24 protein-coding genes and 6 pseudogenes are annotated in these 26,855 nt (G+C 52.1%); 18 read left to right on the plus strand and 12 right to left on the minus strand.

Annotation, left to right across the window (positions count from 1 at the left end; genetic code table 11):
- The first annotated feature begins 329 nt into the window (after positions 1 to 329).
- The 4 genes from BLW38_RS13920 to BLW38_RS13935 all read left to right on the plus strand — a co-directional run bounded on the left by BLW38_RS13920 (position 330) and on the right by BLW38_RS13935 (position 3,058).
- On the plus strand, positions 330 to 1,733 hold the full coding sequence (locus BLW38_RS13920; protein WP_092817810.1) for an aromatic ring-hydroxylating oxygenase subunit alpha: 1,404 nt from the start codon (positions 330 to 332) through the stop codon (positions 1,731 to 1,733).
- Positions 1,723 to 2,253 (plus strand): aromatic-ring-hydroxylating dioxygenase subunit beta, encoded by a 531-nt coding sequence (locus BLW38_RS13925; RefSeq protein WP_245710241.1) that lies wholly within the window; start codon positions 1,723 to 1,725, stop codon positions 2,251 to 2,253. The genes BLW38_RS13920 and BLW38_RS13925 overlap by 11 nt, the downstream gene beginning before the upstream one ends.
- On the plus strand, positions 2,250 to 2,501 hold the full coding sequence (locus BLW38_RS13930) for a hypothetical protein (protein ID WP_092817812.1): 252 nt from the start codon (positions 2,250 to 2,252) through the stop codon (positions 2,499 to 2,501). The genes BLW38_RS13925 and BLW38_RS13930 overlap by 4 nt, the downstream gene beginning before the upstream one ends.
- Before the next feature lie 158 nt (positions 2,502 to 2,659).
- Positions 2,660 to 3,058: a hypothetical protein gene (locus BLW38_RS13935; RefSeq protein ID WP_143040905.1), complete on the plus strand. Its 399-nt coding sequence runs from the start codon at positions 2,660 to 2,662 to the stop codon at positions 3,056 to 3,058.
- A 44-nt stretch (positions 3,059 to 3,102) separates the two neighbouring features.
- Here BLW38_RS13935 and BLW38_RS13940 read toward each other — a convergent pair whose 3' ends face one another.
- The 3 genes from BLW38_RS13940 to BLW38_RS13950 all read right to left on the minus strand — a co-directional run bounded on the left by BLW38_RS13940 (position 3,103) and on the right by BLW38_RS13950 (position 5,717).
- Entirely contained in the window at positions 3,103 to 3,924 is an 822-nt protein-coding gene (locus BLW38_RS13940; protein ID WP_092817814.1) for an IS5 family transposase, read from the minus strand.
- 123 nt (positions 3,925 to 4,047) lie between these two features.
- Complete coding sequence (locus BLW38_RS13945; RefSeq protein WP_092817815.1) at positions 4,048 to 4,824, minus strand: SDR family oxidoreductase; 777 nt, start codon at positions 4,822 to 4,824, stop codon at positions 4,048 to 4,050.
- Entirely contained in the window at positions 4,824 to 5,717 is an 894-nt protein-coding gene (locus tag BLW38_RS13950; protein WP_177167520.1) for a VOC family protein, read from the minus strand. The genes BLW38_RS13945 and BLW38_RS13950 overlap by 1 nt, the downstream gene beginning before the upstream one ends.
- 225 nt (positions 5,718 to 5,942) lie before the next feature.
- On the opposite strand from BLW38_RS13950, the gene BLW38_RS13955 reads away from it, so the two are divergent.
- Together BLW38_RS13955 and BLW38_RS13960 are read left to right on the plus strand one after the other, a co-directional pair.
- The gene (locus BLW38_RS13955; protein WP_092817817.1) at positions 5,943 to 6,791 is read left to right on the plus strand and encodes a universal stress protein; all 849 of its coding nucleotides are present in this window, start codon (positions 5,943 to 5,945) and stop codon (positions 6,789 to 6,791) included.
- A 253-nt stretch (positions 6,792 to 7,044) separates the two neighbouring features.
- Entirely contained in the window at positions 7,045 to 8,049 is a 1,005-nt protein-coding gene (locus BLW38_RS13960) for a dihydrodipicolinate synthase family protein (protein WP_092817818.1), read from the plus strand.
- 64 nt (positions 8,050 to 8,113) lie between these two features.
- Here the strand turns inward: BLW38_RS13960 and BLW38_RS13965 are convergent, their stop codons facing one another.
- Positions 8,114 to 9,604: an aldehyde dehydrogenase family protein gene (locus BLW38_RS13965; RefSeq protein WP_177167521.1), complete on the minus strand. Its 1,491-nt coding sequence runs from the start codon at positions 9,602 to 9,604 to the stop codon at positions 8,114 to 8,116.
- Between the two features lie 177 nt (positions 9,605 to 9,781).
- Between BLW38_RS13965 and BLW38_RS13970 the strand changes: the two genes are divergently transcribed.
- The gene (locus BLW38_RS13970) at positions 9,782 to 10,768 is read left to right on the plus strand and encodes a substrate-binding domain-containing protein (protein WP_092817820.1); all 987 of its coding nucleotides are present in this window, start codon (positions 9,782 to 9,784) and stop codon (positions 10,766 to 10,768) included.
- Positions 10,769 to 10,802: 34 nt separating this feature from the next.
- Here the strand turns inward: BLW38_RS13970 and BLW38_RS16580 are convergent.
- From BLW38_RS16580 to BLW38_RS16000, 3 genes and pseudogenes are all read right to left on the minus strand, one after another.
- A pseudogene (locus BLW38_RS16580) lies at positions 10,803 to 11,280 on the minus strand (IS6 family transposase); the annotation flags it as partial.
- 248 nt (positions 11,281 to 11,528) lie between these two features.
- Entirely contained in the window at positions 11,529 to 12,314 is a 786-nt protein-coding gene (locus BLW38_RS13980; protein ID WP_177167522.1) for an IclR family transcriptional regulator, read from the minus strand.
- 89 nt (positions 12,315 to 12,403) lie between these two features.
- Positions 12,404 to 12,502 (minus strand): annotated as a pseudogene (locus BLW38_RS16000) (IS6 family transposase); the annotation flags it as partial.
- Here BLW38_RS16000 and BLW38_RS13985 point away from each other — a divergent pair.
- From BLW38_RS13985 to BLW38_RS14000, 4 genes and pseudogenes are all read left to right on the plus strand, one after another.
- Positions 12,499 to 13,091, plus strand: a pseudogene (locus tag BLW38_RS13985) (IS5/IS1182 family transposase); the annotation flags it as partial. The pseudogenes BLW38_RS16000 and BLW38_RS13985 sit on opposite strands and share 4 nt — an antisense overlap.
- A 181-nt stretch (positions 13,092 to 13,272) precedes the next feature.
- Entirely contained in the window at positions 13,273 to 13,833 is a 561-nt protein-coding gene (locus BLW38_RS13990) for a tripartite tricarboxylate transporter TctB family protein (RefSeq protein WP_092817822.1), read from the plus strand.
- Positions 13,834 to 13,849: 16 nt separating this feature from the next.
- The gene (locus BLW38_RS13995; RefSeq protein ID WP_092817823.1) at positions 13,850 to 15,355 is read left to right on the plus strand and encodes a tripartite tricarboxylate transporter permease; all 1,506 of its coding nucleotides are present in this window, start codon (positions 13,850 to 13,852) and stop codon (positions 15,353 to 15,355) included.
- A 187-nt stretch (positions 15,356 to 15,542) separates the two neighbouring features.
- Positions 15,543 to 16,649 carry a Bug family tripartite tricarboxylate transporter substrate binding protein gene (locus tag BLW38_RS14000; protein WP_177167523.1) on the plus strand — a complete coding sequence of 369 codons (1,107 nt, stop codon included), beginning with the start codon at positions 15,543 to 15,545 and terminating at the stop codon, positions 16,647 to 16,649.
- Between the two features lie 138 nt (positions 16,650 to 16,787).
- On the opposite strand, the gene BLW38_RS14005 is transcribed toward BLW38_RS14000, so the two are convergent.
- Together BLW38_RS14005 and BLW38_RS14010 are read right to left on the minus strand one after the other, a co-directional pair.
- Positions 16,788 to 17,483, minus strand: a complete 696-nt coding sequence (locus BLW38_RS14005) for a class II aldolase/adducin family protein (RefSeq protein WP_092817825.1) — start codon at positions 17,481 to 17,483, stop codon at positions 16,788 to 16,790.
- A gap of 60 nt (positions 17,484 to 17,543) precedes the next feature.
- Positions 17,544 to 17,956, minus strand: a pseudogene (locus tag BLW38_RS14010) (transposase); the annotation flags it as partial.
- Positions 17,957 to 18,157: 201 nt separating this feature from the next.
- On the opposite strand from BLW38_RS14010, the gene BLW38_RS14015 reads away from it, so the two are divergent.
- Positions 18,158 to 19,297, plus strand: coding sequence for an amidohydrolase family protein (locus BLW38_RS14015; RefSeq protein ID WP_092817826.1), 1,140 nt, complete (start codon positions 18,158 to 18,160; stop codon positions 19,295 to 19,297).
- Positions 19,298 to 19,299: 2 nt separating this feature from the next.
- On the plus strand, positions 19,300 to 19,683 hold the full coding sequence (locus BLW38_RS14020) for a Rieske (2Fe-2S) protein (protein WP_092817827.1): 384 nt from the start codon (positions 19,300 to 19,302) through the stop codon (positions 19,681 to 19,683).
- Positions 19,684 to 19,726: 43 nt separating this feature from the next.
- Here the strand turns inward: BLW38_RS14020 and BLW38_RS16585 are convergent.
- A pseudogene (locus BLW38_RS16585) lies at positions 19,727 to 20,084 on the minus strand (IS6 family transposase); the annotation flags it as partial.
- Between the two features lie 28 nt (positions 20,085 to 20,112).
- On the opposite strand from BLW38_RS16585, the pseudogene BLW38_RS16870 reads away from it, so the two are divergent.
- The 4 genes and pseudogenes from BLW38_RS16870 to BLW38_RS14040 form a co-directional block, all read left to right on the plus strand.
- A pseudogene (locus tag BLW38_RS16870) lies at positions 20,113 to 20,554 on the plus strand (transposase); the annotation flags it as partial.
- A gap of 653 nt (positions 20,555 to 21,207) precedes the next feature.
- On the plus strand, positions 21,208 to 21,903 hold the full coding sequence (locus BLW38_RS14030) for a nucleotidyltransferase domain-containing protein (RefSeq protein WP_177167524.1): 696 nt from the start codon (positions 21,208 to 21,210) through the stop codon (positions 21,901 to 21,903).
- Positions 21,896 to 22,405: a DNA-binding protein gene (locus BLW38_RS14035; RefSeq protein WP_177167525.1), complete on the plus strand. Its 510-nt coding sequence runs from the start codon at positions 21,896 to 21,898 to the stop codon at positions 22,403 to 22,405. The genes BLW38_RS14030 and BLW38_RS14035 overlap by 8 nt, the downstream gene beginning before the upstream one ends.
- 27 nt (positions 22,406 to 22,432) lie before the next feature.
- Positions 22,433 to 23,671: a phage integrase SAM-like domain-containing protein gene (locus BLW38_RS14040; protein WP_092817828.1), complete on the plus strand. Its 1,239-nt coding sequence runs from the start codon at positions 22,433 to 22,435 to the stop codon at positions 23,669 to 23,671.
- A gap of 336 nt (positions 23,672 to 24,007) precedes the next feature.
- Here the strand turns inward: BLW38_RS14040 and BLW38_RS14045 are convergent, their stop codons facing one another.
- Both BLW38_RS14045 and BLW38_RS14050 read right to left on the minus strand, forming a co-directional pair.
- Positions 24,008 to 24,844 (minus strand): hypothetical protein, encoded by an 837-nt coding sequence (locus BLW38_RS14045; RefSeq protein WP_092817829.1) that lies wholly within the window; start codon positions 24,842 to 24,844, stop codon positions 24,008 to 24,010.
- Positions 24,841 to 25,806 carry a PQQ-binding-like beta-propeller repeat protein gene (locus BLW38_RS14050; protein WP_218143075.1) on the minus strand — a complete coding sequence of 322 codons (966 nt, stop codon included), beginning with the start codon at positions 25,804 to 25,806 and terminating at the stop codon, positions 24,841 to 24,843. Before BLW38_RS14050 ends, BLW38_RS14045 begins: the two co-directional genes overlap by 4 nt.
- A gap of 407 nt (positions 25,807 to 26,213) precedes the next feature.
- Here BLW38_RS14050 and BLW38_RS14055 point away from each other — a divergent pair, with 407 nt between their 5' ends.
- Complete coding sequence (locus BLW38_RS14055) at positions 26,214 to 26,738, plus strand: hypothetical protein (protein WP_092817831.1); 525 nt, start codon at positions 26,214 to 26,216, stop codon at positions 26,736 to 26,738.
- Positions 26,739 to 26,855: the final 117 nt, after the last annotated feature.

Here is a 26,855-nt window from a genome sequence, read left to right on the forward strand (position 1 = left end):
GGATAAGCAATGTTGAATTAACGATTAGTATCACAATCAATGCATCGTTGGTATTCCCCTTATCTGCCCCTAAGCGAACTAACAGCTGGTAACTAGCAGCAAATAACGCAGCAAGGAGGGCAAGCACGAAACCTAATCCCGATTGTATATCGAGAAGCATTCGTGTTCTGTTCGAGCCTTTTGTATTAGGTTTTTGTATCCACGTGAGTTTTATATACGGGAAATAACTGTTCAGAACTCTAATCCCGATAGTCTCGAAATAAGGAACAGATAGATACAATAGCCTTTGGGAAACCCTTATCACTGTAAAGCAGCATAATTCAATAGAAATGAGTGAGAGAACCGATTCTACCGGTGGTTCCGCCCACCCAAATAGTTCCAACGAGGCAGAAGAACTGATTGACCGCGTTGGATCCGAACTTCATGATGGCCTCCTTCCGTTGAGGGTCTACAACGACGATAGGATTCATAAATTCGAACGCCAGCGTATCTTCGGCGAGAGTTGGATTTTTATTGGACATGAATCGGAAATACCAGACGAGGGGGATTACGCTCGAAGGTACATCGGCCAAGACCCATTTATCTTCATCCGCGACGAAGACGGAGAAATAAACGTGCTATTCGATTCTTGCCGGCATCACGGCACAAAAATCTGTGATGCTGAACAGGGTAATACCTCCCACTTCCGATGCCCCTACCACGGCTGGACATATGATAACTCAGGAGACTTAATCGGGGTACCACAAAAGCACGAGGCTTACAAGGATTTAGAAGCGGATGATTGGGGATTGGTTTCTGCGCCGCGGATAGATACGTACCATGGATTAGTCTTCGCGTCCATCGCAGAGAAAGGCCCTTCGTTAGAGGAACACCTCGGTGATTTCGCTTGGTATCTGGATCTTCATATGGCCGCCAGTGATAGCGGAATGGAAGTCATTGGTGAACCCCACCGTTGGGAATTAGATATTGACTGGAAAAGTGGTGCCGATAATTTCTCCGGCGACAGTTATCACACACAAATCACCCATATGTCTTTGTTCGAGACAGGTATCATCAGTCCAGACAAATTGGGCACAAAAGCCCATGAGAAAGGGGGATTCGACCACGTCCATGTGACCCAGTGTGACGGTCATTCATCGAGTATTAAGATAATGCCAGAGGGCTCCCGCACGTTCTGGGGGTATGGTGAGTGGGACGAGGTCGTAGACGACTTCACGGGAGAAAACCTGACAGAGGAACAATTCGATCTGGCCGCCAGGTCTCTCAATACGACAGGCAATGTCTTCCCGAACTTCTCGTTCATTCATATTCGCGGAAATGATCACCCAGATAACGACCCCGCTACATTCCTTAGTCTTCGGAAATGGCAACCACTTGGACCAGGTAAAATGCAAGCCTGGAGTTGGATCCTCGTCCCAGCATCCGCTCCAGAGTCCTACAAAGAGCGTGCGTACAAAGTCGGAATGAGTACGTTCAGTCCTGCGGGCAATTTCGAACAAGACGACTTCGCCGTTTGGGATGGCATCGCAACTGCTGCAAACTCGGAATTCGCCCGCAAACACCAAATTTCTTTGAATTATCAGATGGGTCTGGATGGGATGAGCGCGGCGGAAGTTATTCCTGACTGGCCCGGTCCTGGAGTTGTATATGACGATAATCTTGAGGAGGGAACAGCGCGTACGTTCCATGAACATTGGTATAGAGCGATGAGCGGAGGAAACAATGGAAACTAAAGTACCAATGAAAGAAGAGTATCTCGAGCGGGCGGCACGCCAGCAAGCAGTCGAGGAGTTTCTATATAAAGAAAGCGAATTGCTCGATAATCACGAACTTCATAAATGGCTAGATTTGTTAACAGAAGATCTCATCTATGAAATGCCGCTGCGTGTTACCCGAGAGCGTGACTCGCCACAGTTTAGCGAAGATTCTTTCTTCTTCAAAGAAGACTATAAGTCAATCGAAGCACGGATTATGCGCTTTGATACCGAACATGCATGGTCGGAGAACCCACCATCACGCACTCGGAGGTTTGTGACGAATATCCGGTGTGAAAAATCGAATGAAGAAGAGATTGCAGTAAAGAATAATCTCCTCCTCTATCGTGCACAGGGTGATACCGTCGATTTCGACTTGTTGCCCGCAGAACGACACGATGTCCTCCGATGGAATGAGGACGAACTCCGTCTCGCGAATCGACGGATACTGTTTAATCAAACAATTCTGGATTCGAAAAATCTCAGTATCTTCCTATGAGTGAAGAGAGCCCAACACTACCCGAGAAGGAAAACACAATTGTCGTGAGAAATGAATTCACCGAGGTGTATGTTAAAAAAGTTCACACAGGAAAGGGTGAACGGTTAGAGGTTGTATCCCCGAAGACTGGCTTCTCAATCCGCCTCGATGCCCTTGGCCTTGAAGGGCTCTCTTGGCAGGATCCTGAAACCATTTCAAAGTTCTTGGAAACACCATATGGTCCCGAAGATCACGACGAGAGTCATTGAATAAAAATAATCGGCTCTGTTGAAGTCCTATCGATTCGACACCTTTCCTGCTGAAACAGCTGTTGGGTGGGACTGCGAATCAAGCGAAGTCCCCTGTAGTACCCTAAAGAGCTTGATGCGTCAGAAAACACTTAACGGCTCTCTTAGTTGTGTGGCTCGTGAAGTCACGAATTGGTTCCCTCCTGATACTGGCCCTGCTCGTTGCTTTTGCTGGCTGTGCAGGGATTGGTAGTACCGGCCCTGACGTTACGGACAAAGAAGCAAGAGAACAAGCACTAAGCGCCGAGGAGACGCGTGTAACTCAAGCACTGGGGAACGCGAGCTACGTCACCAGCAGTAGCGTCGGCATTTACGCCGAACCCAACGCGACCGTCCTGAACAGCAACAGCTCGGCCGTTAAAATCCGGGTGAAAATGCCGTATTCCTATGAATACAGTTGCGAGGACGGTTCCAGTGGGGCGGTTGACGGACTGAAAACCAATGTGGTCTATCAAGTGACTGATTCCAACGTGACCGTCATGACAATCACGGAGAGAATACAAAACGCCTGCGCCTAAACACATATCCAGCCCCTTGTCGGCTCTCCTGTTCTATTGAACGTTCAAAGTGCCTTGTCGATGTTGTGAGTGAGACAGCCGACAACGAGTTCCCGGAACTGCTTCCACCAGTGACGTGAGCGGACGAATGCGCCATATTTTCGTTTAAGGCGAGAGTTCACCGTCTCGTTTTGACTGCGCTGACCGTAGAGATCGGCATCCAACCGAGCATTCCACGCTTTGTGAAGTGACGAGAACTCGCGGTGCTTGATGAGCGGACGAACACCAGTTTCACGGGCTAATGAGCGAATCTTCTGATCATCGTATCCCTTGTCGCCGAGGAGAACTGCTACTTCCCCGGTATTCCGCTTGATGAGCGACGGCGCGATCTTCGAGTCGTGTTTTCGTGTCGTCGTTACGTGTAAGTCGAGAATCGCGTTCGACCTTGTGTCCACGAGAAGTGTGACTTTCAACTGCTGAATCGTCAACTTCGTTCGCTTCGTATAGTGCTTCGAGGCGTGACTACGGTCAAAGCCAGAGGCATCGATACCGACGACACCGTTGGTCGGGAGGAGGGTAACCGAGAGGTTGAGCAGCACACGCCAAACCGCCATATCGAGACGGTTAAACGCCTTACACAACGTCGAAGGAGACGGGAGTTCCTCAAGACCAAGGGCGCTCCGAATGCGAGGCATCTCGATAAGTTCGTCAAGGAGCGTCCGGTACGTCGTATTCTTCCGCACCTTGAGACAGAGCAAGACGATGTGCTGGTGGAGTGTGTACCGTCGTTTCGAGAACTTTGACGAGTAGCGGGCAACAGCTCGCCGAGCCAAGTGATATGCCTGCTCAACGAACCGAAGCAACTGCGACTTTGGGAGGGCCTGCATCCGGTCAGACTACCGGGCGAACCTGTAACCCTCCGAGGATTTCAACAGAGCCAAATAATCATAATTACAAGGTGCAAGAGATGGTTTGATACACGGTCGACCGAAATTCGCCAGCTCAAAGCCTCAAGAGGGACCGACAATTGAAAGGCCACTATCTGCCTTCATAACCGTTCCCGTACTCGGTCCAGAGACTGATTCGTCTGCGAGGAAGAGATAATATTCGGCGTATTCTTCAGCGGTTGGGATACGCCCGATCGGGTTTATATCTTCTAAATGAGGTGATGGCGGGCTCTCACCTTGTTCTAAAGACGAAAGGCCCGTTAGATTCGTGGGCACGTATCCAGGTGCTACTGCATTTACTCGGATGTCCGGTGCTAACTCTAAGGCTAGTCGCCGAACCATTCCGTCAACGGCATGCTTCGACGGTACATAGAACGTCCCGCCTGTCCAGGCGAGATATCCAGAGCAGGATGAGGTGAATACCATATTACCACCTGTATCCCGCAATGGTTCAAGTGCAGCCCGAGCTGCAAAGAGGTAGCCAAGGAGGTTCACATCGAATAACTCGTGATACGCTTGCTCTATCTCTGCGAGGGTAAGGTCTTCTAAGTTGGTTTTTAAATCAAAGAGGCCTGCATTCCCGACAAGGACGTCTAATGAACCAAATGTATCGATAGTAGCGTCCACTGCTCGTTTGTGCACCTCATAATTCGAAACGTCACCTTGAATGCAGGCGACAGAATCGCCGAACTGATCTTCAAGCTGGTTCAGTCCATCGAGATCGATGTCGATGACACAGACATTTGCTCCTTCTTCGATGAACCGCTCAACGACTGCCCTTCCAATACCAGAACAACCACCAGTCAACAACACTGTATCGCCTTCGAATCGGCTAGTCATTAGGAGCCCTCAGACTTGAATGATTTCGGAGCGTGAATGCCGCCCCACGCTGAAACCTGATCAATGGAGGTTCTGTCCTCATATGCAGTCGCTGTCGAGTTATCGAGAGTAGCTGCTTCTGCACAGAACTCGTACCGATTACCGCCAGGGCCGCGTACATATATGAACAAATTCGAGCCCGCGTTGTGTCTCCCAATACCAACCTCAACTTCGAATCCGGCGGCTGCGACAGTATCGCAGAACGTCTTTAGATGGCCAATATCCCGCATTGTGAATGCGAGGTGATGCAACGTTTCATCTCGGTTCGATCCCGAGAACATAGCGATATCGTGATGATAGTCACCAAATCGTGTGAAGGCCTGTCTCCAGAACCCCTGTGACGTTTCACGGACGTCAGAAATATGGAAATCAAGCACATCCTGAAGGAATACTGCGTTCGGTTGTACATCAAGCAGCCGCAGAGTGATGTGATCTAAATCAATTGGAGCGATTGGAGACCGGTCTTTCGCCGGATCCACTTCGTGGCGATAGTTGCGGTCACTGACTGAGACGAATTCCATATCGATACCGGTTGGCAGCGAAAAACGAACCCCATATTCCTGGTTTGGTTCGTCCCCGTCCGTCCGTGAACAGGCCACATTCTCTTTTTCGAGGGTAGCTTCATATTTCTCAATGGTTTCTACATCGGGGACTCGGACTGCAAAATGGCGTACTCCGGTTCCTCCATCTGAGATGGCCAAGTCGTAATTACTGTCAAGCCCGCAACCGAAGTAGATCGTTCCATCTTCCTCGCACAATTCTACGAGACCGACCGCATCTTTGAAAAATGCAGTCGCTTCTTCGAGATTCTGCACGGCCAAGTGAGCATGCTCAATTTTTTGGACTCCAGTCATCGATGTTAATCTACGAGAACCGCTCTCTTGAAGATTTGTATTCATCCATCCCCCAAGTCCAGAGAGTTGGGGTCAGAGGGCTTCGAGAATTTTGGAAGGGACTTCCAGACATCCAGTATGAAATATGATCGCGGTCGAGTTTGAACAAGTTGTGCCGTAGGAGATCGGAAACGGGCGGCAATATTAAGCCCGAGGATTGCAATATCTCGCCAAGGACTGATCCAAATGGTGATATTAGCTGCCGTCAAATCTCAATCCGGAATAGAAAACGTAGTCTCCGTCGGGTTAGAGCTCGCAGAAGCATTTAATGAGGAATTGAAATTAACCCATATCGTTGAACAGGAGGAAGGCCGTGACGACGCTATAAAGTCAGCGAATAGCTTCTTGGATGATCTCTGTCTTGGAGAGCAAACCGAGTCAGCTAGGATCAGTACGGAAGTGAGAGTGGGCGACCCAGTGAAAGAAATTGAGAAGGTGGTTGACGCAGATACACGTCTATTGCTCATTGGAAGCAGGCACCGATCCGCTGTGGGCAAGGTTGTCGTCGGTAGCGTCGCCCGGTCCATTTTATTTAACATCGAATGTCAGAAAGTAACTATTCCGTTGGACACAGATCGGTTTCATCTTGGGAATAACGGACCCTCGAAACCAGTGCTTGCTTGCGTGGACCGCTCGCAGCGTTCAAGAGAAGTCGTCCGTGAAGGTGCAATATTAGCCGATGCGCTCGGCGTTGACTTGCACGTAGCTCATGTTCTCTCGAAAGGTGAGTTCGTTGATTTGGAGAGGGAAAGCTATGAGAATACCGGCCAAACCATCGAATTGGACGATATGAAACGGGTCGCGGCGACTTTCGCTTCAGAAGCGATCGAAGATGTAGGGGTTGAGGCACAACCAGTTGGACTTGTGGGGGATCCGGCACACGAACTCAAATCATACGCTGACGAATCTGGAGCGTCTTATTTCGTGGTTACAAGTCGACGCCGTTCTTCTGTGGGGAAGGCCATCTTCGGTAGCGTGGCACAATCCCTAATCCTATCTGCAGAGTTACCAGTGTTCCTTGTGAAGGACGAGTAGGACTCTAATTCGTTGCTGATTTCCCTCTTTCATCAAACTCGACGACTTCTTCCGTAGCAAGCCAATCCGCGTACGCTCTAATTTCACCAATTGAATGTTTAAAAGAACCAATCAGAGATAGTGTGGCTCAGTATTGGATACTACCACCTATCACTCTACAGTCGGTGAGACGGGATCTCGATACCAAACCATTCCGTTCATTTCTCTTCTGCAGAGAAAGGACTATTACCGTTGGTTTGCTTGACTTCAATTGATGGAAAATCTCCGCCTGTCGTACGATGACGTAAAAGGTGTATTCGCGATTATGCCAACACCTTCGCTTGAGGGCGCAGCTGACCCTGAAGCAAGCGCAACCGTGGATATCGACGAAACCGTTAGGGGTGCAAACGCACTTGTTGACGACGACGTCGACGCAATAATGATTAACGGGACCTTCGGGGAGGCGCCCACTCTCACTCTCGAGGAATGGGAAAAATTCACTCGAACGGTCATCGAAACTGTCGATGGAAGGGTGCCTGTTATCGCTGGTCCGACGACACTGAATACGAGGGACACGATCGAACGGGCCAAATTTGCTCGGGATATTGGTGCAGACGGATTGCTTCTAGGCCGTCCAATGTGGTGTCAACTGTCCTCTGACGCCACTGTCCAGTTTTATCAGGATGTTGCAGACGCTGTTCCCGAATTAGGGATCGTGGTTTATCACAATCCATCTGCATTCAAAAATCGACTCACCCCGGAACTTTGGTCTGATCTCGCAGACATCCCCCAGGTAGTTGCCGCAAAGTATGGTTCGATCGATGATCACTACCGGGACTGCTACGCGGCCGTCGAAGGACGGTTGCGGCTCATGTGTATCGAAAAGGACTGGGATATCGCTTATCAGTGGTTCCCCGAGGAGGCACTGGCGTGCTGGTCCAGTGGCGCAGCCTGTGATCCACTACCGGCCGTCCGGTTACGTGAAGCCATATATTCCGGCGACACTGAGCGGGCCGAGGTAATCTGTCGAAGAATGACCGAGTCCCTCTCGTACCTATTCCCGGAAGGTGACAAGAGCCTCTTCCGATTACACACGATCGCGCTTGAGAGAGCCCGTATGGATGCCGCAGGATACATTTCAACTGGCCCTACACGACCACCGTATCACGTGACGCCGGAAGAGTATCTAGAGAGCGCGCGTGAATCAGGGAGACGGTGGAAACAACTAGCTGATGATCTTCAAAGCGGTTCGGAACTCGGGGACAATTCTCCGAAATAATAACTTCTGTCTAATTATAGATCCTCGATTAGGGCAGTATTTCTATTAATTCAGAAGAAGTTTGCTAATAGTCCAACTCACCATCCATCATAATATTCACATTCTTCTCCCGCGTATGTTCAAGAAGTTCTTCTATCGATTCGTTCTTTCCGTTGCCACTTTCTTTGAATCCGCCAAACGGGGCACCGAGATAGTGGCTCCCATGCTGGTTAACCCAGATATAGCCAGCCTCCAACTTCTTCACAGTTCGATGGGCGGTACGTAGATCATTGGTCCACACGCTCGCCGTGAGCCCGTAATCAACATCGTTCGCTACCTCAATCATATCGTCATAATCGTTCCAGGATAGGACAGAAAGGACTGGACCAAATATTTCCTCCTGGGCAATCGTCATCTGCGGCTCAACAGCGAAAACTGTAGGTTCGAAAAAGTATCCATCCTCGAACTCCTCAATGACTGAACCTCCGGTTAGCAATTCCGCACCTTCCTCTTTTGCAGTCTCTACATATGAACGAACTTTCTCAAATTGAGGTTCTGAGACGATCGCTGCCATCTCAGTCTCGGGGTCAAATGGATCGCCAACATTCAATGACCCGAAACGACGAACGACCCCATCGACCACCTCATCATATACGTCGTCGTGGACCAATAGGCGGGAGCCGGAACCACAGGACTGGCCTTGCCAGGTTAACGACATACCGTCGACAGCACCGTCTGCGGCCGTTGCGGGGTCCACGTCAGGAAATACGATGTTTGGATTTTTCCCACCCAACTCAAGCATAACATTCGAAACGTTCTCCGCTGCACCTCTCATCACGGCCTTCCCCGTATTCGGACTGCCGATAAGTGTGATCATCCGTACGTTTCGATGTTTCACGAGGTGTTCTCCGACTTCGGGCCCACCGGTCACGATATTGATGAGCCCGTCCGGAAAGACATCGACCTCGTCTATGAGATGACCGACGTATAGTGCCGAGAGCGACGTATGCTCAGACGGCTTAATTACGATACCGTTTCCTGCCATAACAGCTGGTCCAATTTTCCGGGCGACGAATGCAGCAGGATGGTTAAATGGGATAATTCCGCCGACGACTCCATACGGTTCTCGAAGCGTATAGTCAAGCGTGTCAGGGGAGACAGGCACGGTTTCCCCCTTCATTTCAGTTCCAAGGCCAGCGAAGAATCGCAATGCCATCGCTCCTTTCTCTGCATCGTCTTTCATTTTAGCGATACTACTACCATTATCAGCGACATCAAGATTGGTGAGCTCTGTGGCAGCATCTTCAAATACGGTCGCAAATTTCTCGAGTGCATCTCGTCTTTCCCAAACGGACCATTCCTTCCACTCGTCACTTGCTCGTTGTGCGGCAGTAACCGCCATATCTACCTGATCCGTTGATGCATTCGGAATCTCACCAAGCGTATCACCAGTCGATGGACTGGTTGCTTCAAACACAGAATCCGATTCAACGAAGGACCCGTCAATGTACATTTTTTCGACGACGGACAATTCAATATTCCTGCCAGCGGCAGACTCAAAATTCACTTCTCGCATATGTGTATTATTCCAATGACCGGCCATAGCTTTTTTCATATTACCCCCACCGCTATTTTTGCAAACCGAATCTATGAGTACAATATCGTCTCAATTCTGCCTAGCTCACTACTCTCCTTTGAAAATGCGACACCGAATAATTGAATATGCAATCGGTGGTATCGTTATTTGACGGTCATGACAGAACCAAACATAACCCTTGCCTCGAGTTTAACAGATAGAACTGCCCCCCTTTTTAATGAAGAGGTGTCTCCGAAGGGCGTAGATTTGAACTTCGTTCCGCTTTCCGTCGAAGAAACATTCTGGCGGATGCTCGACAACGCGGAGTTTGATGCCTCAGAGATGTCTATGTCCTCATATATGATGACGCGAGCGAAAGAGGACCCACCGTTTGTTGCCATTCCAGTATTCCCGTCAAGGTTCTTCCGCCATTCGTGTGTGTTTATCAATTCGGAAGCGGATATTGAAGACCCATCAGATCTCAAGGGTAAAAAAGTCGGAGTCCCTGAATATCAGATGACTGCATCCCTTTGGGTGCGGGGAATCCTCGCAGACGAGTATGGTGTCGCACCAGCTGACGTAGAGTGGTACCACGGTGGTGAAGAGGACCCTGGACGAGAAGAAAAATTAGCACTCGATCTACCTGAAGACATTTCTCTGAGTTATATTCCTGGAGATCGCACGTTAAGTGGTATGATAGGGGACGGGACTCTCGATGCCTTAGTCACAGCCCGAACGCCTTCGTCGTTCGATGGAGAATCTGTCGTTCGCCTGTTTCCCAATTTCCGGGACGTCGAGCGAGAATATTACCAAAAGACAGGGCATTTCCCCATTATGCATACAGTCGTCCTGCGCACGGATGTTTATGAAGAGAACCCGTGGATAGCACAGGAACTCAATAAAGCGTTCCACAAAGCAAAGGAACTGTGCCTCGAGCGAATCGGAGACACGACTGCGTTGCAGAATGCGTTGCCATGGCTTCATGGCGAAGTGGAGCGGACGCGGGAAATAATGGGTGATGACTATTGGCCCTATGGCGTCGAAGCGAACCGGGACACTCTGGAAACAATGACTCGGTATTCGTATGAACAAGGGCTCACAGAAGAGAAGCTCGATATAGGCGATCTCTTCGCCCCAAATACTTATCGAGAGTTCAAAGTTTAAACGTGAGTCTTCAGATTGAACGATCGTGTTTAGTTTGAAATTGAAGTGTTGCTCTGGCCAGCGCAGGTTGGAGGTGTTGAGCGCTATCGACCAGAAATACGTCGGATTCGACGTCGTATTTCTGTCGGAGTTCTCGGGGAAGATCTCGGTTAATGCGATCGTTGCCGTCGAAAATAATCGCAGATGCAGCAGGTCATTTGTGTCGGGATCCGCGGCGGCGTACCGCCAGAATTGTTGATCGTTGGTCCGAATCACGGTTTCGTCAACTGTAACGTAATTCGGGATTCGGCCCGCTGTGGGGTGTAAATCAGCCTTCTATATCCAATCGTGGATTGCTTTGCGAGATTGCTTGACACCCAACTTTCGAGTGTGGAAATGGTATTCGACAGCGAGAATCCCACTACCTGCAGTTGAATACTGATCTTCATCGCGCGCTCGGGTGTCCGCTGTCGCTCCACAAAATCCAAATCAATCCAGTGTGTGCATCCGCTTAGGCGGCTGATTTTTGGCATAGAGCACCACAAAATCACGCCGTCTCATTCTTCATCCTTAACTAAACACAACCGGCCAGAGTGGAATCTAAAATATCAGTGATTTCGGCCAGTTTTTTTGACTGACTTAATCCCACTAGGTGGGATGTATTATGTGAGCTATTGATGCAAGGGTGTTGAAATTACAGAACTACGGTTGTAATCCTACGTCTCACTATACGGGATAACATCGAATGGAGGGTAACATATTAGATTCAATTTGTTGGTTATTATAGCTGATTGTATTTGAGATTCAACTCAATTTCGTTACTCAACCCCAATAGAATCTCGGGGAAATCAGACTCAAGGCGGTCTCTATTCAATCGATTCGCAGGGCCAGTTATTCCGACTGCGCCGGCGACCTTGTTTGACTCATACAAAATTGGGGCTCCAATGCTATTCCGCCCCATCTCACCCTCCTCAAAACTCAGTGCGTAGCCTTGTTCACGGATCTCAGCCAATTCATCTAGAAGTACTTCTTTTTCAGTAATCGTGTTCGAAGTTTGACTAGGTAGACCGTGTTCTTGAATTATTTCATCCACATAAGTAGAAGGCAAATTTGCTAATATGGCCTTTCCACTCGCAGAAGTATGGAGCGTTTTTTTCGCTCCCAGCTTTAACTCTGATCCTTCCATCACCTTAACTGCGTTTTCCCCGTACTTTGTATATAGATATACCAGCTTCCCTTGCTCTTCGATGAAGCAGCCGCTTACCTCCCCTGTTTTTTCTGCTAATTCATCTACTTTATGTTTTGCTTCCTGAAATAATGGGGTGCGTTCTCGGTACCTCAATCCTGCATCCAGAAATTTCGAGCCGAGTTGGTAGTGGGATCCGTCAAAAACAATATACCCCCGCGAACGAAATGTCGAAAGATACCGGTGGACGGAACTTTTCGGCAAGCCAGTTTTGCTAGAGATCTGACTAAGCGTTAATTTCCGTTCGCTTTTTAGAAGTTCGACCACGTTGAGAGTCTTTTCAAGAGACTCAAGGGTTTGGGATTTGTTATTCTTGGACATAGTATATCTCATTAGGTGGGATGAGCATTTATGTTTTACTCACATTTTTGCGGGTGATTACTTGGTAGTGATTAATTTGGAGCATTGAGCTAGGCACCAAACGCTAGGAGCCAATTTTCAGCAGTTTCAGGATTTACGTGACTGAAACAGTTCGAGAACAAGGACGTTCTGCGCTTGAGTTCTCGAAAGGGAGATGCTCACGCTGCATACACTCCGTATCGATCTGGGAAATCCTACTGTGTCGCGGTGGATTTGCCCAGCGAAATACCCGGGTCCTCGAAGAAATCGGACTCACGTGGCTGCCTCACTACACTGTACTCCGCACGTGGTTTGTGCGGATTCCGACGAAGATATGGCGCGTGTTCCTCGAATGACGCGGCGAGGAACACACTGGCCACGCCGCCATCGATTCGACGGCTTCGACCGTGACCAACCTAGTCGCCACTACGTCAACTGCACACACTACTGGATCCGAGCGCTGAAAGTCACTGTTCTGATGGATGCCGAAACGCTGTACATCGTCGATATCAACTCGACGAATTTCGCGAAAACGGCATCAGACCGCTGATCAAACACCGCATTATGTATCCACTCGATCACCCTAACAACGCCACACGGATCGTGATCGGCATAAACACCCTTGATGAAGGAGGCCGTCTTCTCAAGAATCAAGCGCACACTTGGCGCATCTGTGCGTGGAGTTGGTGACTGGAGCTCCGTGAAATATCCCTCAAAGCCACCGTCTACAACCTTGGCTGGGGCGTCCGATATCCGTGAAATTAACAGCCGTATACCAAAACTAGAGAACCGGATAGTTTAATACTTGTCTCAATCGCGATGTTACCCACGAAATTGGAGTGGAGTCATCGATAAGCATTTATGCCAGCAAGGTTTCGCGTTAGTTCAAGGACTGATGAGCATTACTAACACGACTCTTGATGAGGAGGTCGATTAAAATATGGTCACATTCAGGCAGAGAAATCCGGAGAGACTGTTAAAATATCTCGGTAAAATATTTGAATTTCTTCCGGCCCAGTATTGGGAGTCGCTGTTCTTTGGGGCACTGCTCGCATATACAGTTGCACTCATCTACCAAGCCTTCCAATTCTCAGGTGCAGCTGGCTTGTTCCCATTGATTGTAGGTATTCCCCTCGCTGTTCTTCTAACGGCGAAAACCATTATGACGCTATTCTTCAAGGATAGGATTCGCGGGGTTGGTGGACTGACAAGCAATATACTTGCAGACAAGGCTGAGTCAGCTGGGCTAAGTTTTGGTGGTAATCGGGTTGAAGTATACAGAGAGCTTGAATCTACACTCTGGGTTTGTGTAATTTCGTTGTTAATTTGGCTTATAGGATTCCTTCCGGGATTGGCAACCTTCATCTTTGGATTTATGACAGTCAAAGAACAAAAACCAATTCGGGCAATGATTGTTACTTCAATAGTAATGACTACAATTTATCTCCTATTTGTTGAATTGCTATCCATCCGCCTTTGGAACGGGATCGTAGTACTTTGATCGAGGAGACTCAAAAATGGAAATGATTCCACTACAACAAACAGGAGAATTGAGCGAGGCTATCCAGATAGCCCTCAACACTGTATTGGATCCAATGAATCTTGTAATCATCCTTCTCGCCGCGGTTCTCGGACTCCTCCTAGGTATTTTACCTGGCGTAGGGGGCCCTATTGGGATTGCCTTGCTAATCCCGATAACGTTCGAGATGGAACCAAACATTGCCATTATGATTATGGTGGCGACGTTGGGCGGAACAGCATTTGGTGGTTCGGTAACCGCGATTTTACTTAACACACCGGGTGATGCCCCCAACGCTGCAACTCTATTGGACGGTTATCCTATGGCGAGACAGGGAAGAGGAGGCGAAGCGATAGCTGCATCTGCAGTTTCTTCTGCCGGTGGAGCATTGTTAGGGATCGGGCTGTTCTTAATCACCATTCCCTTTATAAGAGAGATTTCACTCGCGTTCGGCCCCCCTCAGATTTTCTGGCTTGCGATCATTGGCCTAGCAACTATCGCGGTTGTAACAAGAGGATCAGTCCTGACGGATCTAATAGCAGGAGCCTTTGGTCTTATGCTAGCGTTCCATGGATTAAATTCGGTTACTGGAACGGCGCGTTTCAATTGGGGAACGACGTATCTATTTGATGGCTTTCCACTAATTCCCCTGATCATCGGGCTCTTTGCTATCGCCGAGATTATCAAATTGACGAGTAGGGGAAGCACGATATCGAAAGCCGAAATCGCAAAAGGTGGTAGAATGAAGGGGGTACGGTCTACTGCGAAAAACTGGGGACTTTTCTTACGCAGTTCGGTGTTAGGCTGGTTTATTGGTGTAATTCCCGGAGCGGGGGGAACCGTGGCAAATTTCTTGGCCTATATCCAAGCTGAGCAATCGTCCTCTAACTCAGAATCATTCGGGAAAGGCGATGTTCGGGGTGTGATCGCTAGCGAATCGGCAAACGATGCAAAAGACGGGGGATCGATGGTACCAACACTTGGGCTCGGAATTCCAGGGTCTGCCTCAACGGCTGTTTTGTTGGGGGCGTTTGTCATCCATGGAATTACCCCTGGGCCCCTGCTCTTCCAAGAGAATCTGCAGATTGTATTTATTGTCGTATTCGCGCTCCTCATCTCGAACGTTGTTACGTCGTTTGTCGGGATTTTAACAGCGAATCAGTTCGTGAAGGTAACTCGTATCCCAATTACTACGGTTGCACCGGTGATGTTGGCAATCGCATTGATTGGTGCCTTTGCGGTGCGTTCCAGTCTTATGGATCTCGGGGTGGCAGTGGGATTCGGCATTTTCGGGTATCTGATGATCAAATACGGTATGTCACGAGTTGCCATCGTCATCGCGTTAGTACTGGGACCGATTGCCGAAGCGAACTTCCACAGAGCCCTTCAGATTAGTCGAGGTGATTATGCTGCCTTCTATAACGAGCCCCTCTCACTTGGGTTAATCGTGGTAGGAATAGTGATACTATCCTATCCAATCTATACTGCCGTTTCAAATCAGTAAGCCCAGGGTCTTTACTCGATATTGAATAAATAATACATTTGGTTGATAACGCCATATTAAGTGTTGTAACCGTAATTATTATTATTATTGAAGATACACTCAAGTTAGGCGGCTTAATAGACCCGCGCTAGGTTCAATAATGACCGATAAAAAATCCAATCTAGGTCCGAAGACTAATCGACGGAAAATGCTTGCTGCACTCGGAACAGTTTCCGTTGGAATGGTAGCGGGGTGTTCCGGCGGTGGCGGAGATGGAAACGGCGATGGGACTCCTACCGACGAGGCCACAGCAGGTGGTGACGGAGGGAATAATACTGAAACTGAGGGAGGAAGCTCAATAGAATACCCGACCGAAAATATCGTTCTCGTTGTGCCAACGACATCTGGTGGTGGTACTGATGCCTACGCCCGACTTACAGAGAGTTACTGGGAAGATCACCTTGGTGGTGATATCGTAGTCGAGAATAGGCCTGGTGCCGGTATGATCGTAGGCACTGGATCAGCTTACAATAGTGCATCCGATGGTCACACGATGGTAACTGCTGAAGTCCTGAACCTCGTAAGTGGGCAAATCGGTTCTGACGTCGAATACGACATTAGAGATATGAGTCATATCGGCGCCATTTCCCAAGAGCCGAATGCCTTCGTTATGATGGACCAAGCAGATGTTGAGACTTGGGATGAATTCGTTAATGCAGCGCCTGATCTAAACTTTGCAACCAACGGTAGAGGATCAAACGTTCACATCAATCCACTCGCTCTAGGTGAAATGACTGGCGAGTATTCACCCGAATCCCTGAATTTCGTCCACTACGAGGGGACTGGTGAAACCTTAGCAGGGCTCGAGCGAGGAGGCGCATCGGCGTTTATGGTCGGCACACTGACATCCGCGATTAAAGTGGTTCAGGCTCTGGAAAACGCGTCTATGTTCGCCATTTTTGCAGAGGAGGATGAGTTCGGAGATCTCGCGGAAAACGGGAATGTTGACCCGAACTATTGGCTTGGTGACTTCCGGGATATGGGGATGAATAATATCGAAAAGTACGCTGACATCACTGTCTTCCGAAGGTTTTTCTCCGGACCGCCAGGAGTTCCTGATGATATTCTTGCTGCTCAGCGAGAGGCGTTCAGTACATTCACGCAGGACGATGATTTCCTTGCTTCTATGCGTGAAAATGGACGACCTGCTCTCAATCCTGCCGGCCACGAAACTCTCCAGGAGGCGGTCGATTCGACGTTTAATGAATTTACAGGTGGCCGTATCGAGGAACTCATCCAGCAAGCCTGGGGCTAAGTAATTGTAGTATTCACAACCGCTGCCCGGTCTGAACTGGCCTCAGATAATGAATTTCGAAAAGTCGACCATTATATACAAATTTGAATGCGGAGTTAACCTACTGTCAAACAAAATAATCTACCTTTATTGCAGAAATTAGAGCCGCTCGAGAAGGAATTCCCACATCCGATTTACTGTTCGTTCCGCTAAGATGATGTCATCCGTCATTTCTTGAAGCTCTTCTTGATCCTCGGTATAGAACCGAGGGGAGCCGAGGAGTTCTGCTTGCCATTGATACTTTGCATTCAATGATAGATACACCGCAGATACCACTGCCTTTTCGAGAGTGGAACCCACAACATTCGCACCGTGCCCCTCTAGAAGTTGGGCACGGCGGTGACCTAATTCATCCGCCATTCGATCGCTCTCTTCGCGCCCGACGATTAATCTCCCACGATGGCTATCGTAAGCGTCGAAAAGGGGAATACCCTCATAGAAGAGAGCGCCCATATGGAAAACCGGTTTGATTTCTACGTCCGTCACAGTAAAGGGCATTATCGCTGGATCATGGTGATGAATGACAGCATTCACATCGTCTCTATGTCGATAAATGGCTCGATGGATTGCCGTTTCGCTGTAAGTTTCGGCATCCTCATTGTCGAGAATATTGCCATCGAAATCCATCGTGATGATCTCGTCAGCCTGAACGACGGCTGCACTCCCATATGAGGATACCAGTAATTCGTCTCGGCCAGGAGGACGGACGCTCACGTGTCCGAAGCCGTCTAAAATCCCCTCGTTCGTTAGAATACGATTTGCGAGTACTAACTTCTCTACTAGGTCGAGTTCCATAAATCGGATTCAACAAAATCAGATAAATATGTTTCGCTCATACGTAGCACATTATTGATTTCAGAGCGTCGTTCGAACAGCGTGTTTGAATGAGTCTATCCCGTTTTTTGATATAGTTTCGGCAGGAGTTGGAACGTTCTGAGATACTGTGTCAGCTTGTCTTTCGAGATTCCTCGATAGGGCGAGAGCTACCGTCGCATCAGCGACACGTGTCTCTCACAGCTGTTGATGTTAATCTCGTCGGCGGCGTATTCATCGTCGCCGTGGACGACGTACTCGCGGTCGAACGTGTCGTCTTCTTCAAGAGGTTCGTACGACCGTAAAACCGTCAGTATAGACGGTCAGCGACTCCTGCTGGCCGTCGGCCAACAGGAGTCGAATCGTCGATTCGTCTGCGGCTTTCGCCGGGATCACGTACCGCCTTCCAGACCTCGGTCAGCGAGAATAAACACGGGTGGCTTGTCGCCATCGTAGCGACAACTGCGTGGGGGCCGGAGGCACCCGACTCCTTCTCCGAGCGTTCCGGTCTCGTCGATCGCGGCTGAGCGCGGAGATAGCCGTCAGGCGGCAGCCTCAGGGAGTGCCCGATCAGCTGGCCGACGGCGATAATCTCTGGACAAACCAGATCCGGCTAATCATAAGTAATAATATCTCCTCTCGCAAAGGGTTGTCGTATGGTATCATCTATAAAACGACTTGACGCCGACGAAGAAGTCCCCGAGGAGGCGTTCGACGTCGATATCGTCGACCTTGACTTCCACGTCAATCCGCGAGAGGAGGAGCTTCGCCCGTACATCGAGGACGAGCGGGCCCTGGACCGGCTCTCGACGGAGTTCGGGATGTGGCCCATTCCGGACAAGTGGGACGCCGCCTACGCCATCGACGAGGGAAACGAGGGCCTGTTCACGCAGGGCCGCGCGGAGGTCGCGGAAGACGTCAGGCGGGCCTGCGAGCGCTTCGCCATCAACGAACCGGTGGTCAACGCGGGCATCAACGGACTTCCGCAGCAGCACCACCCGGTCCTGAAGAACGCTGTGCTCAGAGCGGGTAACAGTTATATGCTGGATCACTTCGTCGACGAGGGCGTGCTCACCGCGCTCTCGATCCCGAAGTGGGACGTCGACTACGCGCTGGAGGAACTCAACCGCTGGGGCGACGAAGACGGCGTCGTGGCCGCCTACAGCTGGTACGACCCGCGGGAGCCGTGGGGTGTCGAAGAGTTCGATCCGGTCTTCGAGCGCCTCGAGTCGCTCGGACTGCCGTTACTGCTGCACGGATCTCTCGCCTTCTGGCCGCAACACTCCTACGTCGGTGACGAGATGCTCACCTGGACGGAGGTGCTGGGCTTCGACTGGCCGATTCACGGAATGGTGAACACGGTCAATATGATTATGCGGGGGGTGTTCGATCGGTATCCGGACCTGAACGTGGTGTTCCAGGAAGCCGGCCACTGGTGGCTTCCGTTCGTCCGCTATCGGATGGACGAGTTCTACGAGATGCACCCCGAAGACATCCAGATCACGCCCCGGAAGTTCGAGGACGGCGAGCACTACCTGGAGAAGGCTCCAAGTGAGTACCTCAGAGAGAACATCTACATGTGCACACAACCGTTCGCCCTTCCCCGGCGGGCTGGCGAGGCGCGCGATATGCTGAATTTGAGTATGGCCGCGGACACGTTCGTCTACTCAAGCGACTGGCCGCACCAGACGCTCGACCCGGCGACGTGGTTCTTCACCAGCCGCGCCTTCCGCGACGACCAGGAGCTCCGAGACCGAATTCTGCATCAGAACGCCCGGGATATCCTACGGATCTGAATATGAGTGTCGAAACCCTCAAAATCGACGGAGACGAGTACATCAAGACCGCACAGACGGAAGAAATCCCCGAGGGAAGGGGGATCGCTATCGACGTGGACGGCATCGAGATCGCGATATTCAACGCGGACGGCGAGTTCTACGCCATCAGTAACCGTTGTTCCCATCAGAGCGCACCGATGTGCAAGGCGGGCGAAGAGAAGATCAACGCTGAGCACACCTGGACGAAGACCCGCGGGAGGGTCGACGCTGAGGATTGTTCGGTAACTTGCCCGTGGCACCTCTGGAAGTGGGACCTCGAGTCCGGCAAGAACGAGGCGTCGGGCCAGCGGATCGCCACGTTTGACGTCACCGTCGAAGACGACTCTGTGTTCGTGCGGATTTAACGGTATCCGGTCTTTTGGATTAGCCTACCGGTCAGGGGATTGTTCAGATTAGCTGATAGAAGCAGACGGCGAATGCTTGGAGCCACGTTTCTGCGGTTCCAAGACGAGCGTGTCGGAAGTGGTTGGCGAACGCTTCAGTTCTGCTTTTCAGCTCCTTGAATACACGTTCGACGGCATTCCGATTCCCGTGGGTGACGTGTTGGAATCGGAGCGAGTGTCGGTGGTAGGCCGCCTGCAGCCAGGGTGGGCCATCGCAGAAAGATCGCGTTGGAAACGAGATGTTTCTCGCGGAGTTCCGAGAGGAACATCTCGGTCAGCGCGGAGCTCCTAGTCGGGAACAATCGCACGTGCAGCAGGCGAGTCGTATCGGGATCAACCGTCGCGAACAGCCAGTAGCATTGATCGTTCTTAACACGAAACGGATCACCCAGTTCCAAGCGGGACGCACTCGAACAGAGGGAAGAAGACGGTCCGTTGGTGGCTGTTAAGTCAGCCTCCGTCCACGTCGAAACAGGGTCGCACCCGATGCGGATCTTGTATGTTCCATTGACGAGCGGCGAGGGGACAAACGTGTTCGCGACGAACCTCCGAGTTGGGCTAGACGGGGTCCAGACGTTCTGCCGGCGGTATAGTCGTCGCTGGTAGATCGAAAACGAGTACAAGTCCATCAAGGGTGATTTTCTCGCGAAGACGTCCTCGAAAGACTACCGCGTAAGGTTATTCTACCTCGTGTTCGCGGTACTATTGTACAATATCTGGCGACTCGCTCCTGCTGAAAGCGGGGGTCGATGGGGAAATGGATTACGTGCCCGTGTTGACCGCGGGCGAATGTGTCGAAATCGTCGTCTCAGCCTTGATCCCGCCCGACTAACTGGCTGAGCCTTCACTGAATCTGCTGCTTGGGAGTGGCAACTCTGTTCGGCAGCGCCAGAATTCAAGCAATTTCTCACGTCTATCCGATAGTTTCGCCCGTACCGGTTCGATATCTACCGTCGACTGGCGAGAAAACGGCGGGTCGACGGAGATATGGCCAAAGGCTGGCCCATCCTCCGAAACTGTGAACTCCTGAGCTCAGTTTTAGTATAGCGATATATGATTTATATGTGGACATATTGGTCTGTTAGGGTCTCTAAGGCTGGAAATAGGCATTTCAGGTTGTTGTCCACCTGTTCATGATTACACGAATAATCACGACCAGTTTGAAGTACCCCGCCGCCGTCGGGGAAGCACGAATGCTGGAACCGCGTCACAACGCCGCTTCCCCGGGGGTAGAGCCGCTAGGAACGGGTTCGAGATATCTCTGCTCTCTTCAGCCGAGATCGCGGAGACGGCGAGGGAAGTCCTCGTGATAGACCAGATACCTCTGATCTATCCGAGAATGGGATTTTTAGCCCAACAACGAACATAGCGAGGTCCGGAGTTGACGATCTCTTTCTCCGCACGTCCGTTGGTTTCAGAGTGAATATTTAGGCTGAACCCGAATCACGTATAATGTTTTTATAGTAGTGGTCCGTGATACGGCATATGGACCGCGAGACGGATAGTCAGAATTCGCCTGGGGCGGCTATTTCGCTTTCAATACCCCCTTCAGATCCAGCTTTATTCAAACACAAAGCGACGAGCGATGTCCTCCTCTTTTTAACAAATCATCGATTCGGTGACTTCTCACTGCGAGAACTCGCGACACAGATCGACCATTCACACCAGTCCGTCCGACGGGCAGTGAACGTTCTCAGCGCGAACGACCTGGTCGTTGAATCTCCCGAAAGCAACCAGCGACTTGTCCAAATAAACAGACAGCGTCTGTCGATTCCAGACGATCCAATCCTCCGGATTCCCCAACCAGAGTATCACCAACCCGTCAAAGCTGCGGTTACGGAGCTCCGTGAGAACATCACCGACGTCGTGGGCATAATCCTCTATGGGAGTGTGGCCCGGGGCGAGGCTGACCGACGGAGCGATATCGATCTCTGGGTGCTAACCCGGTCTGGACGGGCCGAAAGCCAACGAGAAGCGAACGCCATTGCCCGTGACCTCGAAGACACGGAGTTCGATGGTGATCGTTACGCCTACGATATCGACGTCGAGGCCGTCCAAGCGATTCCGGCATACACCGAGGACATCCGGGAGATCGTCGTTTCGGGGATTCCGGTCTACAAGACGAGTGATTTCGAAACCGTCGAGAACCTCCTCTTGGAGGAAGGAGCGACTGATGAGTAACGGCTCGGACCCGACTGCTGTGCTCGCAGCACTCGACCGTGCACAGGATGCCTTCGAGATAGTCGGACGTGGTCGAACGGCGTTCGAGGACGGGATTAGTGCCGATGAAGACTGGAAGACACAGCTGACGAAAGCGTGCCGCCTCCTTGAGGTCGTTGATACCCTTCAGTCACAGGGTGGGTACTACACGGCCGTCATCGAGGTGTGTTTCGGCGCGGTTGAACGGTCGATCGAGGCGTACGCGCTCGCGATGACGAACGATACGCTTCAGAACTTTCAGGACCACCAGTTCAGCTACGAACGTGCCCACCAAATTGGGCTGTTTGAGCGGAAGACTGCGGAGGAGATGAAGGACCTCTATAGTGAGAATCGGACAGAGAGTTATTATGGCGGGGGCCGTCCAACCGAAGAACAGGCGGAAGCAATGACCGACCTTGCCAGCGCTGTCCATCAGTTCGCAGTGAGTCAGATCCGGGAAGGCGGCGTCTGTCTGTGTGACTGACTACGTTCGCTACATCAAGAGAGTACTATGGACCGCAATACCCCGACGGAACGGACGCCATTGACTTCGCTCTCGGAGTCGTTTGAGCGCTACCTCCAGGATAAGGGAAAAGGGCGTGGGGGCGACGGCGGGAACTACCGACGGAACGCAGCCCGCGAACTCGAACGGTTCGCCGAGTGGGCCGCCGGCGACGATAAAAATGACGGCTGGACCGGGATCGTCCCCGCCGATGTCGACCGTGACCCTACCTTCGAGGACCTTGACGAACGCGTCTTCCGCGAGTACGCCCGACATCTCGTCGGCGATCGCGGTCTCAAGCAGAATACTGTACAAACCTATTACCGCTATATCTCTGCGTGGTGTGGGTGGTGCGTCAACGAGGGCTACCTCGAGGCACACTACGCGCAGCGGGCGAGTGCGATGGCGCCGCTCCCCGAGGACGACGGCCGCAAGCCCGGCGATCAACAGGCCTGGACGTCCGAACAACGCCACGCACTTACGCGGTACGTCGACGAGCGGGCTCGCGACGCCATCGAGACGTACACGGCGCTTCCTGAGGATGCTGACCCTCTAGATAGACAGCGAGCCCGTTACGAGGCGCTGAAGGCGGCCCGTGACCGAGCGCTCGTGTTCGTCCTTGCGTATACAGCTGTCCGGGTTGGAGAGCTGCTCCGGGACCCGAACGATCCACGCCGCCGTGGTGTCCGTTGGGAGGATCTCTCGATCGACGACGGGAGTATGGACGTCTATCGGAAGAAACAGCAGTGGGACGCTGCAAGCCTTCCCGATCCGGTGATTACACCGCTGCGGAGCTACCGACAGCTGATGGACCCACCGACGGAGCGCTGGCCGGTGTTCTCGACGTTCGACCAGCGGACGCTCGCAGAGCTCGTGCAGGAGGAGCTCGCCGATCGAGGAGAGCGGCCGGAAGCAATCAATGAGCGCCGTGATGAGTTCGCTCGTGACCTACTGCTGGTGCTCAACGAGGACGTTCGACCCCCGTCGATCACGACCGACGGTGCTCGGTCGATTCTCCAGCGACTTTCAGGGGAAGCGGACATCGACATCGCCCATCCGAAACACGACTATCTCGTACCCCACGGCGGTCGCCGGGGGATGGGTGAAGTCCTCGTTCGGGCATTCGGGTACACGGTCGCCGCTCGATATCTCGATAATTCTGAGGAAATGGTTCGAGAGCGCTACTCCCATATTGAGGCCGGCGAGCTCGGTGACGTCGCAACTGAAGCACTAGAACAGATCGATTGACGCAAGCGTTTATACGGGTGGGAAGCGATATTAGCTTGACAATGAGTCTTGACCAAGCGGTTGACGAAGCGCTCGCGACGTACAATATGTCGCGCAGCGAAGAGGCCGAGGAAACGGGCCGAACAGTCGCCACGCTTCAAGACTAGTAGAACCGCTTAGTCGAGATCTCGGATTTTCCCCGCGAATTCTGCTTTCGAGAGTGCCGGCGTCTCTTTTAGCTGACTTGAGGCGCTAAACCTGCAGGTATTCTTCTCGGATCCCTATAAGTGTAATTCGAATGGATATTGCTAGGCCGTCACTGATGCCACAGTCTCCGGATACTGGTTTACGCCACCCTTAATTTCGCTCTGTTCCCGCTGCGTTACCGTATGTCCGATTTCCAAATCGCTCGTATAGAATCACGAGCGCCACCGAATGAATCGGGCCGACGATCGACGCCGAGAGTAGTACCCCGACGGTGGGTAGTTCCGCGAGCCAGCTCGACCCGAGTCCAATGACGATGATCAAGCCGATCAACGAAAATCCGTGAGAGACGGAACGTCGCCAACTCGTCCGAAGGGCGACGAGGACCCCAGGCCCACGTAGTATCGCGATAGGCAGAAAGAACGTTCGTACGGCGGCGAGGGCGCCGACGGCCAAGGCCACGATACCGAATAGAAACGACTCTGGTGAATATACCAGCGGAACAGCTGTCCCCAACCGTGAGAGCAAAAAGAGAACGGCGACGCCGGCACAATAGGCCAGCGAACCGCGTGTGGAGAACGGGTCATCGCTCACCTTTCGCATCGTTACCCAGCCACCGGCCATAACGGCACTCACGGCAACCACCTCGATGGCGATCGCGTACGCGAACACGTCAGCCGGGAGATTCACGAGAGCATCGAGCGTCCGAACCGTTTCCGGTGATCCGGTCGGATACGGGGTATACGTAACCTGTAGCACAGACTCCGAAGACGTCCGTGTTGTCGGAAGTGAATCCTGGAGGCGTATCCGATCGAGAACGGTCCAGAGGCATCCGACGAGGAAAAACGGTATCCAAAGTCGAACGTCCGATCGGAGAGTCTTCAGGATCGCCGCCGGCGCAGATACTCTATCCCGATCATCGCCACCACGCTCCGTTTCGTCGTGATCACCCCGACCGTACTCACGGTCCTGATTATGGGGTTCGGTCATCGTGACCCCTCCAGAGCGAGTATTCGACTCCGGTTGACGAGGAACAGTCGTTCATCACCCACGATCGGCGGGGAAAGGGGTACCTCGGGCGGTTCATAACGGAATCGTTCCTCGCCAGAATCCACATCGAGGGCGACCAACGATGCGTTTCGTTCAACCGCGTAGACGATACCGTCGGCGACGACGGGTTTCGTTTCCCCCTCGAAGGGGATCGACCACTCTACCTCACCCGTTTCGAGATCGAGTGCGTGAAACTCCTCGAGGCCATCGCCCACGAGAACTCGCTCCGTGGTTACCGCCGGCGCCCCCGAAGTCGCGTTGCCATCGAGGTCCCGTTCCCAGATCGGCTCGCCATCGTCCGTATCGAGCAACGCGACGCCGCTTCGAGTCGTCACGACGACCCCTGCGTCGGTGACGGACGTGCTCAGCTGCATCTGTTCCTCGCGTTCACGTTGCCACAGCAACGTCCCGTCCGTACGATCGTATGCAGATACCCGGTTCGGCCAGTTTGCGATGTAGACTGCGTCATCGTCCACGGCTGGTCGCCCAAACGACGCACTAATCACCTCGTCATCGACGACGGTCGTCCGCCAGTGGACGGATCCGTTTGCAGCGTTTACTGCCACGAGATCGTTCGTTCCTACGACGGGTGTATAGATCGTTCCGTCGACCGCGACTGGGTTCGTCGTCGGCGTGTGTTCGATCGTCGGACGATACTCGTTCCGTGGGGGACCGCTCCATCGTTGGGTCCCGATTCCCCGATCCGTACCTGGGATCGCGATCCCGCCACCGGCGTTCAGCCCATAGAGTCCTCCCGTCGAGGTGGTCGCAAGCGTCCGGGTCAGGTATGATGGGGCCTCGACGGCAGCAAGGCTCGACGTGTAGGGTCCAGAGCGGGCGAACCCCTGTGTGCCGTCTTGGGCGGAACAAGCGATCAGTCCACCACCCGTTGCATACACCATATCGTCGAGTCGGATCGGCGCACTGGCACCGTGGAACCAGTTCGGTGCCTCATAAACCCAGGCTGGCTCGACATCGCTCGTTGGACCGGACACATCCGGGTTGTAACCCGAACCACGTGGGTCGTGCCGAGACATCGGCCAGTCGAGCGGTGACGACGTCGGTTCGTGGGGTGTGTCTGCGGATCTCGTGGCGCCGGTTCCTGTGGCGACGAGAAGCGTACCCACTCCCGCAAGGAGGTGTCTTCTGGAGGGCATTCGGCTTCGTTCAACACTTCGAGGCGATACAAATGGGTTTGCCGGTTCCACATAGCGGGATAGCTAGGAACGGCCAGTAACCCAGGCCCTGCTTCGAATCCATCCCACATATGAAGAGTCGAATTTTTACAATCGAGAGATGATCGTAGCGTATGGTCTCCCGTCGATCCCTCCTCGTCGGTAGTGCGCTTCTCCTCGTCCTTCTTGGGGTGGTCCTCACGAGCGGAACCCTTGGACTTGGCACGGCCGAACCGGTGGTAACGCTTGAGAATCAAGACGACGCGACCTACTATGTGACGGCATACACCGTGGAAGATGCTGATGCGGCCGGATTCCTCAACTTCGAAGTGCGGACGGAGGACGGAGAGCGGCGGATCGTAACGTACGAGGAACTCGTTTGGCCCGGTGAATATCGAAACGTGACGCTCGTCGACGACGGTATCGATGGGCGATCATTCGTCGTCGAACCCGGAGAGACGACCACGAAGACGATCGATGGCTGGTCTCGTGGTGAGATGACGATCTACATCGTCGAGCGGGGACCCGAGAGGAACCACACGAGTTCACGTACGATCACCTGTGGACGGCGCGGACAGACACACTCGCTTACGTTGGAGCCAACCGGATCCGGTGGATCGTCGACCTGTGCCGGCGGATTCGGATGGCTATTCCGCTAGCTTGTGGATGCACGTTCGATTGCGCTCTTGTGAAGTACATTGTTGGTGAGTCAGAGAACTTCTCGGATAATCTGTTTCAGTGCTTCTCGTCCCGGTTTGCGGAGGATTCGTCGCCGA

It is taken from the genome of Halopenitus malekzadehii, assembly GCF_900108505.1.
In the GTDB taxonomy this organism is placed as follows: Archaea; Halobacteriota; Halobacteria; order Halobacteriales; family Haloferacaceae; genus Halopenitus; species Halopenitus malekzadehii.

What these genes read in the sequence shown, in the direction of transcription:
- BLW38_RS13960 (WP_092817818.1), top strand. Translation starts at nt 7,045, where the DNA reads ATGGAAAATCTCCGCCTGTCGTACGATGACGTAAAAGGTGTATTCGCG.
- BLW38_RS13965 (WP_177167521.1), bottom strand. Translation starts at nt 9,604, where the DNA reads ATGCGAGAAGTGAATTTTGAGTCTGCCGCTGGCAGGAATATTGAATTG.
- BLW38_RS13945 (WP_092817815.1), bottom strand. Translation starts at nt 4,824, where the DNA reads ATGACTAGCCGATTCGAAGGCGATACAGTGTTGTTGACTGGTGGTTGT.
- BLW38_RS14050 (WP_218143075.1), bottom strand. Translation starts at nt 25,806, where the DNA reads ATGGTGTATGCAACGGGTGGTGGACTGATCGCTTGTTCCGCCCAAGAC.
- BLW38_RS14020 (WP_092817827.1), top strand. Translation starts at nt 19,300, where the DNA reads ATGAGTGTCGAAACCCTCAAAATCGACGGAGACGAGTACATCAAGACC.
- BLW38_RS14045 (WP_092817829.1), bottom strand. Translation starts at nt 24,844, where the DNA reads ATGACCGAACCCCATAATCAGGACCGTGAGTACGGTCGGGGTGATCAC.
- BLW38_RS13955 (WP_092817817.1), top strand. Translation starts at nt 5,943, where the DNA reads ATGGTGATATTAGCTGCCGTCAAATCTCAATCCGGAATAGAAAACGTA.
- BLW38_RS14000 (WP_177167523.1), top strand. Translation starts at nt 15,543, where the DNA reads ATGCTTGCTGCACTCGGAACAGTTTCCGTTGGAATGGTAGCGGGGTGT.
- BLW38_RS13995 (WP_092817823.1), top strand. Translation starts at nt 13,850, where the DNA reads ATGGAAATGATTCCACTACAACAAACAGGAGAATTGAGCGAGGCTATC.
- BLW38_RS14040 (WP_092817828.1), top strand. Translation starts at nt 22,433, where the DNA reads ATGGACCGCAATACCCCGACGGAACGGACGCCATTGACTTCGCTCTCG.
- BLW38_RS13925 (WP_245710241.1), top strand. Translation starts at nt 1,723, where the DNA reads ATGGAAACTAAAGTACCAATGAAAGAAGAGTATCTCGAGCGGGCGGCA.
- BLW38_RS14005 (WP_092817825.1), bottom strand. Translation starts at nt 17,483, where the DNA reads ATGGAACTCGACCTAGTAGAGAAGTTAGTACTCGCAAATCGTATTCTA.
- BLW38_RS13980 (WP_177167522.1), bottom strand. Translation starts at nt 12,314, where the DNA reads ATGTCCAAGAATAACAAATCCCAAACCCTTGAGTCTCTTGAAAAGACT.
- BLW38_RS13970 (WP_092817820.1), top strand. Translation starts at nt 9,782, where the DNA reads ATGACAGAACCAAACATAACCCTTGCCTCGAGTTTAACAGATAGAACT.
- BLW38_RS13950 (WP_177167520.1), bottom strand. Translation starts at nt 5,717, where the DNA reads ATGACTGGAGTCCAAAAAATTGAGCATGCTCACTTGGCCGTGCAGAAT.
- BLW38_RS14030 (WP_177167524.1), top strand. Translation starts at nt 21,208, where the DNA reads ATGGACCGCGAGACGGATAGTCAGAATTCGCCTGGGGCGGCTATTTCG.
- BLW38_RS14035 (WP_177167525.1), top strand. Translation starts at nt 21,896, where the DNA reads ATGAGTAACGGCTCGGACCCGACTGCTGTGCTCGCAGCACTCGACCGT.
- BLW38_RS14015 (WP_092817826.1), top strand. Translation starts at nt 18,158, where the DNA reads ATGGTATCATCTATAAAACGACTTGACGCCGACGAAGAAGTCCCCGAG.
- BLW38_RS13940 (WP_092817814.1), bottom strand. Translation starts at nt 3,924, where the DNA reads ATGCAGGCCCTCCCAAAGTCGCAGTTGCTTCGGTTCGTTGAGCAGGCA.
- BLW38_RS14055 (WP_092817831.1), top strand. Translation starts at nt 26,214, where the DNA reads ATGGTCTCCCGTCGATCCCTCCTCGTCGGTAGTGCGCTTCTCCTCGTC.
- BLW38_RS13920 (WP_092817810.1), top strand. Translation starts at nt 330, where the DNA reads ATGAGTGAGAGAACCGATTCTACCGGTGGTTCCGCCCACCCAAATAGT.
- BLW38_RS13930 (WP_092817812.1), top strand. Translation starts at nt 2,250, where the DNA reads ATGAGTGAAGAGAGCCCAACACTACCCGAGAAGGAAAACACAATTGTC.
- BLW38_RS13990 (WP_092817822.1), top strand. Translation starts at nt 13,273, where the DNA reads ATGGTCACATTCAGGCAGAGAAATCCGGAGAGACTGTTAAAATATCTC.